This window comes from Mammaliicoccus sp. F-M27 (genome assembly GCF_022387115.1).
Classification (GTDB): Bacteria; Bacillota; Bacilli; order Staphylococcales; family Staphylococcaceae; genus Mammaliicoccus; species Mammaliicoccus vitulinus.
This window is the reverse complement of record NZ_JAJNIE010000004.1, coordinates 78,456-91,747: the sequence shown is the minus strand read 5'-3', so window position 1 is coordinate 91,747 and position 13,292 is coordinate 78,456. Positions and strand designations below refer to the sequence as shown.

The window sequence follows — 13,292 nt, the reverse complement described above, 5'->3', positions numbered from 1 at the left end:
CTTTTTGTATTAATATTTAATATCTTGTATATTTAATCGATAAACATACAATATCACATCGTTTATGAATTTTCAATAGTTATTTTAAATATTTATGCATATTGGAGCATATCATCGCATTTCAATTGAAAGGCTATGAAAACTAGAGTAAAATAAAGACGTTGTTTAAATTAAGTATGAAATAAATAGGAGGATACTATGTCACATATTCAATTTGATTATAAAAAAGCATTAACGTTTTTCGGTGAACATGAATTAGACCAATCTCGTGATTTAGTGAAAAATATACATCATGTTATACATGAAAAAACAGGAGCAGGTAGTGACTATTTAGGATGGGTTGATTTACCTGTTGATTATGATAAAGAAGAATTTGATCGTATCTTAGCTGCTTCTAAACGTATTAAAGAACAATCAGAAATATTGCTTGTTATCGGAATTGGTGGTTCTTATTTAGGTGCACGCGCAGCTGTAGAGATGTTAAATTCAACATTTGCTAACTATGAAAAAGGTGAAAATCCTCAAATTATATTTGTAGGACATCACTTATCATCATCATATGTACATGATTTAATTGAATATATAGATGGTAAAGATTTCTCTGTTAATGTTATTTCAAAATCTGGAACTACAACTGAACCAGCTGTAGCGTTCAGAATCTTCAAGAAAATTTTAGAAGAAAAATATGGTAAAGAAGAAGCTAAAAATCGCATCTTTGCTACTACTGATAAAGAAAAAGGTGCTTTAAAAGATTTATCTACTGGAGAAGGCTACGAAACATTTGTTGTACCAGATGACGTAGGTGGTAGATATTCAGTATTAACTGCTGTAGGTTTATTACCAATTGCAGCAAGCGGTATCGATATTCAAGAAATGATGAATGGTGCAGCGGCAGCACGTGAAGATTTATCATCATCAGAACTTGACGAAAATATTGCATATCAATATGCAGCAATTCGTAACATTCTTTATGCAAAAGGTTATTCAACTGAAATGTTAATTAACTACGAACCAGCATTGCAATATTTCAGTGAATGGTGGAAACAACTATTCGGTGAATCAGAAGGTAAAGACTTCAAAGGTATTTATCCTTCAAGTGCAAACTTTACATCAGACCTTCATTCATTAGGACAATACGTGCAAGAAGGACGTCGTTTCTTATTTGAAACAGTTGTTAAAGTCGAGAGCCCTAAACATGACATTACAATAGAAGAAGATAAAGATGATTTAGATGGCTTAAACTTCTTAGCAGGCGAAACAGTCGATTATGTTAACACGAAAGCATTCCAAGGTACACTTTTAGCACATACAGATGGCGGCGTACCAAACTTAATTGTTAAAGTACCTCAATTAGATGCATATACATTCGGTTATGTTGTATACTTCTTCGAATTAGCTTGTGCTATGAGTGGATACTTACTAGGCGTTAATCCATTTAACCAACCTGGTGTAGAAGCTTATAAACAAAACATGTTTGCATTACTTGGTAAACCTGGATTTGAAGATTTGAAAAAAGAATTAGAAGACAGACTATAATAGCATATGATTTGTCTATAAAAAGAGTTTGGACATAAATCCCAACTTAAAATAAATCACCCAATCTGATGAAATTATTTTCAGATTGGGTGATTTTATATTTCTGATTTTATAAAGTGCTGACGCCCGGGGGAATATTATGTAGCTACAACTTTTGTACGATGTCAATTTACTTTTCTAATTACAATTTTATAGGTATAATTAATATAAATTTAAGAAGGAAGTTGCGTTACATGTTATTTCAAGACTTTATAAATTGGTTCAGTGAAGATAATATTATTGAATTGATTGAAACATTTAGATCATTTGGGATTTTTATTGCATTTTTATTACCATTTATTGAAGCGTTTATACCATTTTTACCTATTATATTGTTCGTAATAGCAAATGTGAATGCATATGGTTTGTTCTTAGGGTTTATCATTTCTTGGATAGGTACTGTTACTGGAAGTTACCTTGTCTTTTTAATTTTAAGATTAATTTCTAAAAAGCCTTTTATGAAAAAAATCGTAGAACAACGAAAAGTAGTGAAGTTTATTCAGTGGATTGATGAACATGGATTTGGACCACTGTTTATTTTGCTATGCTTCCCATTTACGCCTGGAGCATTGGTGAATATGGTTAGTGCTTTCTCGAATATTAGTAAGCAAGTATATTTAATTGCGTTGATTTTATCAAAAGCGATTATGATATTTATATTAAGTTTCATTGGGGCAGACATAAATTCCTTTTTTGCAAGTCCTAAAAAGAGTATAATAGTATTCGTGATTATCTTTGTGCTATGGATAGTTGGAAAAGGGTTAGAAAAATATTTTGATAAGCGCTTAAAAAATAGGAGTTAATGATGAAAAAAATATTCGAATGGTTAATTGCAATAATAATAGCGTTAGCATTATTATTTATAGTGAGAACGTTTTTATTTATTGGTTATATAGTTGATGGAGAATCAATGGAACCAACTTTTCATGATGAAGATAGATTAATCGTTAATAAACTCGTTAAAAACATTGGACAGATAAACAATGGAGATGTTATCGTTTTTCATGCTAATAAAGAGGCTGATTTTATCAAAAGAGTAATTGGATTACCAGGCGACACAGTTGAAATGAAAAATAACAAACTGTATATTAATGGTACTCATGTTAATGAGCGTTATTTGAATAATGATATCAAAACTGATGATTTTAGTACGAGAACAATTCAAGGATCTAAAAGTGATGTCATCCCTAATGGTGAGTATTTAGTCCTAGGGGATAATCGTAGTAATAGTAGAGACTCGCGAGAAATAGGTTTTGTTCATGAACAAGATATTGTTGGTAAAGTTAATTTAAGATATTATCCATTTAATCAAATAGATGTGAATTTCGATAAATAATAATAATGAGGTGGCATTTTTGAAAAAAGAAATATTTGAATGGTTTATAGCAATTGCAGTCGCAGTTGTATGTGTCTTGCTTATACAGAAATTCTTATTTGTAACTTACACAGTTTCAGGAGACTCCATGCATCCAACTTTAAAAAACGGTGAAAAAGTAATCGTCAATAAAATTGGCTATAAAGTGGGTAATATTGATAATGGAGATGTTATCGTATTTCATGCAAATGAAAATGATGATTATGTAAAACGTGTCATCGGTAAGCCAGGCGATACAGTAAAATATGAAAATGATCAGTTATATGTTAATGATAAAAAAGTACCAGAAGAATATTTGAAAGAAAATAAAGCAAATAAATCACGTGATTTATTGACTGAGAATTTTGAAGTGAAAGATCTTGTGAATTCTAACGGTGTTAATAAAATACCTAAAGGTGAATACCTTGTATTAGGTGATAATCGTGAAGTAAGTAAAGATGGACGTTCGTTTGGATTAATTAATGAAGATGTCATTGTCGGTGAAGTTGCACTAAGATTCTGGCCGATTAGCCAATTCCATTATAATTTTGACCCATCTACAAATTAATATATATGTCATAAACACCTCGCTTATAATCATTAAGTGAGGTGTTCTTTTTATGTTAAAATATATACATATGAAAATGCGAGGGAGGTCGAATGGAATGCAGCTAAATGTATGGACTGGACGAAGTGGCACCGGGAAAACAAGACAAATGATTGAGCAGATGACTGAAGGTATGATAGAGAATCCGTTAGGTGACCCCATTATATTTTTAACACCTACCCAAAATACGTTCCAATATGAACAAGCATTTGTTCGAAATCCAAAATTAAAAGGAAGTATTAGAACATCAGTATTTGGATTTGAAAGGTTAAGTTGGAGAGTCCTAAGCGATGAAGGCGGCTTAATTGAACAACAAATTTCTGATGAAGCATTAGAAATGCTTACGTATCATTTATTGCATACACATAAAAAACAATTAAACTTATATCAATCTACCATTCAACATTATGGATTTAGTCATAAAATGATGAATGAAATTAAAGATTTTAAAAAATATAATGTACAACCTGAAGATATTTTGGCATATATTGAAAGTAATGAACAAATACCTAAAAGAATGAAAGATAAATTAAGTGATATTGAAACAATATATAAAGCATTAGAAGGCCAACTTGAAGGACGATATGTTCAAGCGGAAGACGTATTGTATAAGTTGATAGAAAAAATGCCAGACTCAGATTATATAAAACAAGCGGATATCTATATAGATGGTTTCCATAACTTTTCAACTTTGGAATATCGAGTGATTGAAGCACTTGTAAAACATAGCAGGTCTGTAACGGTTGGTTTAACGACAGATGGAGATAAAGATCCGTTTAGTTTATTTAGAAAGACATCTGAAACGTTAAGTCATATAGAAGAAATTGCGCATACATTAAATATATCAATCCATCACAAGCATTTTAGTCAGGCGGAAAGATTTAACAATAATGAAGATTTGAAACATTTAGAAAGTCAGTTTGATGCATTATTACCAAATAAAATAAATAGTGAACATTTAAAAATCATTGAAGCATCCAATATGAGAGAAGAAGTTCAGTATGTGGCAAGAGAGATATTGAGACTATCTCGTGAAGAAAATTTGTCATTTAAAGATATAGCGATTCTTTATCGTGATCCGAGTTATGAGCAATTAATTGAAACAGTGCTACCACATTTTAATATTGCTTTTAATCATGATGCTAAAAAGAAAATGGCGTATCATCCTTTTATTGAATGTTTGAGATCAATGTTAGAAGTCATTCAATCAGGTTGGAGATTTGAACCAGTCATGAGAATGTTGAAGACGGGTATATTAACAAGTCATATACCAAATGCATCTCATTTAATAGATATACTTGAAAACTATGCTTTTGAAAGAGGTATTTCTGGCAAAAGATGGACGAATCCTGAATTTTTCACGGTTGATTCATTTGAGAAATTAGGAAAAAAATCATTAAGAAAAGAAGAAGACACTTTTGTAGAAGAAGATATTCATACGATAAAAAATGTTATCGCTTTAAAAGATTATGTAGTTAGCAGAATTGACAAGTTGAATCATGCTTTATCAGACAGTAAGACAGTTGAAGACTTTACCGTTAGATTATACGAAGTCATAGAGCAATTTGAATTGCCAACGCATCTTATGACGATGAGAGATGAGTTAGAAATTAAGAGTCAGTTTGAAGAAGCTGAACAAATAGACCAAGTATGGGAAGGCACCATTCGTATACTTGATGATATTGTAGAAGTGTTAGGCGAGGTATCTTTATCATTAAATGAGTATATAGAAATTCTTGATCGTGGATTAGATGAATTAGAATTCTCTATGATTCCTCAAACGTTAGATGAAGTTACAGTTGGTAATATGGATTTAGCTAAAGTTGATAACAAAGAAACAGTATTTTTACTTGGCATGAATGATGGCGTTCTACCTAGTGTTTCTAATCAAATGCTTTTACTTACGGATGATGAGAAAAAAGAATTGGCAGAATCAAGTGGTTTAGAACTAAGTCCGACAAGTGATATTTTACAAATGGATGAAGCCTTTGTATGTTATATCGCGATGACACGTGCGAAAAGAGAAGTCGTATTTACATACAGTCTGATGTCAGATGGTGGCGAAGTGAGAGAAAAGAGCCCATTCATCGATACGATTCAATCGTTATTTACAAACTTAGAAGTTCTATCGCTTAAATCTAGTATAGAACAGAATCCGATTCAACTTTTAGAACATGAACATCAAAGTCAAATGCATATATTTGAACATTTAAACGATTGGCTTAATGACGAAATCGTTAATGATATATGGTTAGATGCATATCATGCTGCTCAAGAAATACATCATTTAGACCATACGATTCAATTTTTAACGTCTGCATTAACTTATAAAAATGATACAGTGCAATTGAATACAGAGGTATCAGAACAATTATATGGTAAAAAAATAAATGCTAGTGTATCCAGATTTGAAACATATAATCAATGTCCATTTAAACATTATGTGTCACATGGACTAAAATTAAACGAGCGATCTAAATATCAAATTCAAAGTGTAGATATTGGTAATATATTCCACAACACTTTGAAATATATTTCAGATGAAGTTAACGGAGACTTTAGTAAGTTATCTGCACAAGCAATGAATAAATTAATAAATGAAGCAATTGATGAAAGTTTACCTAAAATTCAATTTGATGTATTACATCGAACAGCGCATTATAGATATTTAAAATTAAGAATCCAAAATATTCTTAAATCCACATTAGAAGCGATGAAATATCAAACAGGTCATTCCAAATTTAAAGCTTATCAATTTGAATTGAATTTCGGTTCTACATCTAAACATCAATTGCAAACGACACCTCTTACTACTAAACGACAAATACCTATCAATATTAGAGGACAAATAGATAGATTAGATGTGTATAAAGGGAAAGAAAAAGACTATGTTTCAATTATTGACTATAAGTCATCTGAAACAAGCTTAGATTTAACTAAAGTTATGTATGGTATGCAAATGCAAATGTTTACATACTTAGATGTTGTACTTCAAAACAAATCAATATTAAGTTTACAAGATGACGTATCACCAGGTGCACTTTTATATTTCCATGTTCATGAGCCAGAAATTAAAGCAACAAGCTGGGGTGAAATTCCAGAATCTGATGATATTTATCAACATACAATTGAAAAGTTTAAAATGGATGGCTATGTAAATAAAAATCCAGAAGTTGTAGAAGCACTTGATGATAAATTAGCCAAACAAGTTAAGTCAGATATGATTCCCGTTGCTCGAAAGAAAAATGGTGATTTATACAGTTACAGCAAAGCATTAGACGAAGATCTATTCTTTAAATTAATGGAGAAAAATAGAGCTAATTTTGTTGGAACGGCGACACAAATTATGGATGGACATACTGAAGTGTCACCTATGAGATATCAAAAGAAATTGCCATGCCAATTTTGTGAATATAAATCTGTTTGTCACATTGACCCAATTACAGATACTGATCAGTATAGGGAAATTGAACATACATTAAGCAAAGATGAATTAATCAATATGTTGAGAGAGGAGGAAGAAGAAGAATGACATTACCAAATAAGCCAGTTGATGCACAATGGACAGATGATCAATGGAAAGCTATTTATACTGAAGGACGAGATATATTAGTTGCAGCTGCTGCTGGAAGCGGGAAGACTGCTGTATTAGTTGAGCGTATTATTCAAAAGATCATGCGTAATAAACAAGATGTGAATAGATTACTCGTTGTGACATTTACGAATGCAAGTGCTCGAGAAATGAAAGCGAGAGTAAATGCAGCAATTCAACAAGAAAGTATGAAACATCCAGAAGATGAACATTTAAAATCTCAAAGAATAAAGATTCATCAAGCACAAATATCTACACTGCATAGTTTTTGCTTATCATTAATTAAAGCGCATTATGACGAAATAGATATTGATCCAAACTTTAGAACCGCAAATGAAGTTGAAGGTATCGTTCTGTTAGAGCAAGCGATTGATGATGTTCTAGAAATGTATTACGAGAAAAATGAACAACCATTTTTAGATATAGTTGAACATCTATCCAATGACCGTTCTGATGAACCGTTAAGAGATATATTGAAACGTTTATACCGTTTTAGTATTGCGCATGCGAATCCATTTGGATGGTTAGATGATTTAGATAAACCATATAAAGAATTGGATTTGCAACATCCTTATTTTAATATGCTGGATCAATTGATTAATCGGAAATTAGATAGTGCAAAAAATGCGCTTTACCAATCAATTGATTGCTATCAATATTTAAATGAAGTTGATAAGCATATGACTTATCTTGAAGGTGAGCGTATTTGGATAGAACAAGTTCTAGATGGGACTAAATCGCTTGAATCTATACAATCAGGTGTTGCGCTTAAAAAATTGCCGACAAATACCGCTAAAATTAAAAGTGAAAATGAAGGCGACGAGCAAATGTTAGAGCTTGGTAAAAATTATCATAAAGACTATATTACGCATTTAAAAGAGCTAGCAGAAGGCTATTTAAGTCGACAAAGAGAAGATTTAATTCAAGATATGCAAGAAATGCAGCCGAGAGTTACTGTTATTGCTGAAATTACGAAAGATATTATCAAGTATTTCAGAAGTTTAAAACAGAATAAGCGTATTATTGACTTCTCAGATTATGAGCATTTAGCTTTAGATATTTTAACTGATGACGAAGGTAAACCGTCAGAAATTGCGTTGCAATACAGAGATTACTTCGATGAAATATTAGTTGATGAATATCAAGATACGAATAGAGTACAAGAAGCAATTATTAGTAGTATTAAACGTGGAGAAGAGTTTAATGGTAATTTATTTATGGTTGGTGATGTGAAACAGTCTATTTATAAATTTAGACAAGCAGAGCCTGAATTATTTATAGAAAAGTATAAACGTTTCAAACAATTTGAGAATGAATCAGGTAAGGTTATCGATTTATCTAAAAACTTTAGATCAAGAAGAGAAGTGTTAAATAATACGAATTATATATTCTCTCATATGATGGATGAAGTTGTAGGTGAAATTGAGTATAACGATGAAGCGAAATTATATTATGGCGCTGATTACGACGAACAAGATACACCACTGGAAATGGATATTTTAGTTCAAGATTCATTTGAAGAAGAGGATAACAATCTAATAGAAGCGAAATGTATTGTTGATAAAGTGCAATATATACTTGATAACAAGCGTATATATGACAGGAAAACGAAAAGTTATCGACCAGCAACTTTTAAAGATATTGTTATTTTAGAAAGAAGTTATAGTAATGCAATGCATTTACAGCAACAATTTAAAGACGCTAATATACCATTTTATGTCGAATCGAAAAAGGGCTATTTCGAACAAAATGAAATTCGTTTAATGCTTTCATTTTTAAGAGTTATAGACAATCCGTTGCAAGATAAATATTTAGTAGGATTAATGCGCTCCATCGCTTTCCAATTTAAAGAAGATGAGCTAGCAGAAATCAGAAATAAAGCGCCACAAGAAATTTATTATCTCAATTCAATATATAAGTATTTAGCTGATCCTGAAGCAAATACAGAGCTTGTGGAAAAACTTAATCAGTTCATAAACCAATTGAAAGATTATCAAGCCTATAGTAAATCAGTTCCTGTTTGGCAGTTGCTAGATAAATTATACAATGATTACTATTTAGTTTCTTATTTTAGTGGTCTTACTGGTGGCGTTCAACGTAGACAAAATTTATACGGATTATTAAATAAAGCGATTCAATTTGAAGCATCAAGTTTGAGAGGGATTTTTCAATTTATTAGATTCATAGATGAATTGATAGAACGTGGTCAAGATTTTGGACAAGAGAGTGTGATCGGTCCGAATGATGATGTCGTTCGTATGATGACAATTCATAGTAGTAAAGGATTAGAATTTCCTTTTGTTATATATTCAGGTATTACGAGAGAATTTAATCGTGCAGACTTGAGAAACCATGTTATTTTGAATAATCGATATGGAATGGCTTTATCTTATTTTAATCTAGATAAGGAATTAACATATCCAACGTTGTCATCTATTATCTTTAAAAATATTAACGAAACAGAAATGATTTCTGAAGAAATGAGACTGATCTATGTTGCACTGACAAGAGCTAAAGAAGGATTATATCTTGTTGGGCGTGTTAAAAATGATAAAGCAGTTGAAAACTTAGGATTAGTAAATGCAGATAAATATGAAATGATCGATTCAGAATTTAGAGTGAAAGCTAAATCGGCATTTGAACTCATTTCAACGATACTTACGAAGTCAAAAACACATGGCTTATCACATGCAATTCCATTTAATTCAGCTCAAAATGAATCATTGAATATAAATATCATCAGAGAAGAAGAAACATCTGAAGAAAAAGATATATCATATGAACAGCCTACAATTGAGACATTATTAAATTATAAACCGTCCAATAAGAAAGATGATATTTACAATCAAATGGTTTACACATACCCTAACGAAAAATTATTAAATATAGCAGCTAAGCAATCGGTATCAGAAATTAAGAGGCAGCGAGAGACTGAAGAAGCGGGAACAGATTATCAAATTGTAAGGCAATACCAGCTAGGTACAAAATCATATGATAGACCAAATTTCTTATCTAATCAGAAGAAGAGGCAAAGTGCTGAAATAGGGACATTGATGCATGCAGTGATGCAACATCTACCTTTAAAAAATGATGGATTAGATATGAAACAGTTAAAAGAACTTGTAAATGAACTAATCGACAAAGATATATTACCTGATGATGCATTAGAAGATATAGATTTATCACTTATAGAAGTGTTTGTAAATTCAGACTTATATAAACGATTAGTTAAAGCAGATAAAGTGTATAGAGAAGTTCCTTTCGTAGTCGGTCAAAATGATATTGATCAAGGTTTATCTTTTGAAGTTTCTGAAGCAGACAACAAACCTATTATTCAAGGAATGATTGACTGTATATTTATTGAAGGGGATAAAGTATCATTTATTGATTATAAAACGGATGCGTTTATTGTACGAAGAGGTAAGACTGAAGACGAAGTAGCAGAAACAATGAAGCAGAAATATGAAGTACAAATGCAATACTATAAAAATACTTTAGAAACCATTTTACAACAACCAGTTGAAGGGTATTTATATTTCTTTCAATATGGCACGAAACACATCAAGGAGAATCAATAATGTCAAAACAAAGAATATTTAGTATTGATGCTTTGAGAGGATTTAGTTTGTTAGGTATTTTAATGATGAACATTTTAACATTTGCATATCCTTATCAAATTATTAATCCATTCGAATTTTTTCAACATCAAGATGGTGCATTATTTAAAATAAGCTCACTTTTTATAGTGGCATCATTTTATCCAATATTTGCATTTCTATTTGGATACGGTTTATCTATGATGTACCAGAACAGCATTGAAAAAGGACTGGACTATTATCCTATGATTATAAGAAGGTTATCATTTTTGTTATTGCTAGGTGTTATCCACGGTATATTTATTTTTTACGGTGATATTTTAGCAACATACGCATTATTAGGTTTTATTGCGATAATCTTTGTAAAACTAAAACCTCAATATTCGTTAGTCGCGCTATCCATTGGCTTTAGCATATTAATCCTGTTATATATTTTGCCAGTGGTCTTATTACAAGATGTAACACAAGTTGAAAATTTTGTTGGTATACAAGAATTAGAAAGAGTTAATAATATATTAGCCAGTGCTGATTATTTATCTATTGTTGGATTTAATCTGAAGTACTTCGGATTAAATATATCAAGCATTATATTTGTAGGGCCATTTAGTATTTTACCAATTATGCTGTTTGGTATTTATGCTCAACAAACGAATTGGTTAAATAAAATTCGCAACCATAAAAATTTATATACAGTGATTGGATTGGTTATATTTGTATTAGGTTTAGCAATTAAAATGATTCAAATCATTTTAGAAGGATCAATGAGTTCTCAATTGATTAGCCAAATGGTAGGCGGACCAATTGTTGCGTTAAGTTATATTATATTCTTTGTCCTTTTATGTGAAAGTGCAACAGCTCGTAAAATTTTAAATCCACTACAATATATTGGGAAATTAAGTTTAACGACTTATATCTCACAAAGTGTGATTTGCATCATTATCTTTTATGGTATTGGATTTAATTATTATGGTAAGTTGCCAGTATTCACGATATACACAATGAGTATTGTCATTTATGCAGTGCAGTTATTACTGAGTTACTTATATTTAAAGAGATTTAAACAAGGTCCATTAGAAAAATTATGGAGAAAAGTAACATATTTAAAATAAAAGTTTGAAAATAATGCGATTTATCAAAAAATTCGGTATAATTAACGATAAGAACAAGAAGGAGCTGACAAAGTGGATGAAATTTTTAACTTTTAAATATAAAGATATAACTTCTTATGGTGTGAAAGTAAAGCGTGAAGAAGCAGTATGGGATTTACGTAAAGTATTCTCAGACTTTGGAGATGAGGATTTTAACCCTAAAACTTTATTAGAAGGCTTACAATTAAATATTAACGTTGATTTTCAAGAAGCGGTTCGTAAAGCAGTCGTAAAAGTAGAAGAAACTGCTGAAAAAGACGATTATAAATATAGCTTCGAAGATATTGAATTTTTACCACCAGTAACACCGACAAATAATGTAATAGCATTTGGTCGTAACTACAAAAAACATGCTGAAGAATTAAATAATAAAGTTAATAGACTATATGTATTTACTAAAGCAGCATCATCTTTAACAGGTGATAATGCAGAAATTCCTAACCATAAAGATGTAACTGACCAAATAGATTACGAAGGTGAGTTAGGAATTGTAATCGGTAAATCAGGAGAAAAAATACCACGTGGTTTAGCACTAGATTACGTATACGGATATACAATTATTAATGATATTACAGATAGAAATGCTCAAAAAGAACATGATCAAGCATTTTTATCAAAATCATTAACAGGCGGTTGCCCAATGGGTCCATATATTGTAACTAAAGACGAATTACCATTACCAGAAGACGTTAATATTGTGACGAAAGTAAACAATGAAATTCGTCAAGACGGTAATACGAGCGAGATGATTTTGAAAATTGATGAATTAATTGCTGAAATCTCAAAATATGTAGCATTACATCCAGGAGATATTATTGCTACAGGAACACCAGCTGGAGTTGGAGCAGGTATGAACCCGCCACAATTTTTACAGCCAGGTGACGAAGTTAAAGTAACAATAGATGGAATTGGTACTTTAACGACTTTCATTAGTAAAAAATAATCATTAAAAGATAAAAAAGGTCAGGGATATTAACATCCCTAGTTAACATAAAAGAGCGTAAATTCTTAATTTCAAAGAATTTACGCTCTTTTTGATTTGCTATCTTGAGTCTTCGTGCGTTTCATACCTACATAGGTTTAGTATTAATTAGTAATAATAACCAAAAAAATAACCATCCAACTTTAGCAGGTTAATGGTTATTTTTTAACTAAAACAGCTACCGTCTTTCGAACGGGCTCATAAGGGCAACATGTTAGCGTATGTTGTCCTTATTTGATTTTTACACATACATATTATCATGAAATGACATTTTTTGTCTAATGTTGTTAGTGGAATTTTTCTGAACGGACTATATGAGTTTTAAAATAAATAGGTGTACAATTTAAATTTTGATAAATACTATAGTCCACAATGTTAGATTACGCTATAATATAACTTGAGCAAGTTGGATAGATGGTGGCTATTCTCATAAAAATG

General features: G+C 30.9%; 8 protein-coding genes. All 8 read left to right on the top strand.

What is annotated here, in order from left to right:
• Nucleotides 1-198 precede the first annotated feature (198 nt).
• The 8 genes from LQ598_RS06070 (at nucleotide 199) to LQ598_RS06035 (ending at nucleotide 12,815) form a co-directional block, all read left to right on the top strand.
• On the top strand, nucleotides 199-1,536 hold the full coding sequence (locus LQ598_RS06070; protein ID WP_107556627.1) for a glucose-6-phosphate isomerase: 1,338 nt from the start codon (nucleotides 199-201) through the stop codon (nucleotides 1,534-1,536).
• Nucleotides 1,537-1,769: 233 nt separating this feature from the next.
• Nucleotides 1,770-2,378 carry a TVP38/TMEM64 family protein gene (locus tag LQ598_RS06065; RefSeq protein WP_103323087.1) on the top strand — a complete coding sequence of 203 codons (609 nt, stop codon included), beginning with the start codon at nucleotides 1,770-1,772 and terminating at the stop codon, nucleotides 2,376-2,378.
• A gap of 2 nt (nucleotides 2,379-2,380) precedes the next feature.
• On the top strand, nucleotides 2,381-2,911 hold the full coding sequence (lepB, locus tag LQ598_RS06060; protein ID WP_016912038.1) for a signal peptidase I: 531 nt from the start codon (nucleotides 2,381-2,383) through the stop codon (nucleotides 2,909-2,911).
• 19 nt (nucleotides 2,912-2,930) lie between these two features.
• Nucleotides 2,931-3,497 (top strand): signal peptidase I, encoded by a 567-nt coding sequence (gene lepB, locus LQ598_RS06055; RefSeq protein WP_107537178.1) that lies wholly within the window; start codon nucleotides 2,931-2,933, stop codon nucleotides 3,495-3,497.
• A 97-nt stretch (nucleotides 3,498-3,594) separates the two neighbouring features.
• Nucleotides 3,595-7,068 carry a helicase-exonuclease AddAB subunit AddB gene (addB, locus tag LQ598_RS06050; RefSeq protein ID WP_239745357.1) on the top strand — a complete coding sequence of 1,158 codons (3,474 nt, stop codon included), beginning with the start codon at nucleotides 3,595-3,597 and terminating at the stop codon, nucleotides 7,066-7,068.
• Complete coding sequence (addA, locus tag LQ598_RS06045; RefSeq protein WP_107537180.1) at nucleotides 7,065-10,706, top strand: helicase-exonuclease AddAB subunit AddA; 3,642 nt, start codon at nucleotides 7,065-7,067, stop codon at nucleotides 10,704-10,706. Before addB ends, addA begins: the two co-directional genes overlap by 4 nt.
• Entirely contained in the window at nucleotides 10,706-11,833 is a 1,128-nt protein-coding gene (locus LQ598_RS06040; RefSeq protein ID WP_126578747.1) for a DUF418 domain-containing protein, read from the top strand. Before addA ends, LQ598_RS06040 begins: the two co-directional genes overlap by 1 nt.
• A 76-nt stretch (nucleotides 11,834-11,909) precedes the next feature.
• Nucleotides 11,910-12,815, top strand: coding sequence for a fumarylacetoacetate hydrolase family protein (locus LQ598_RS06035; RefSeq protein ID WP_107537471.1), 906 nt, complete (start codon nucleotides 11,910-11,912; stop codon nucleotides 12,813-12,815).
• Nucleotides 12,816-13,292 lie beyond the last annotated feature (477 nt).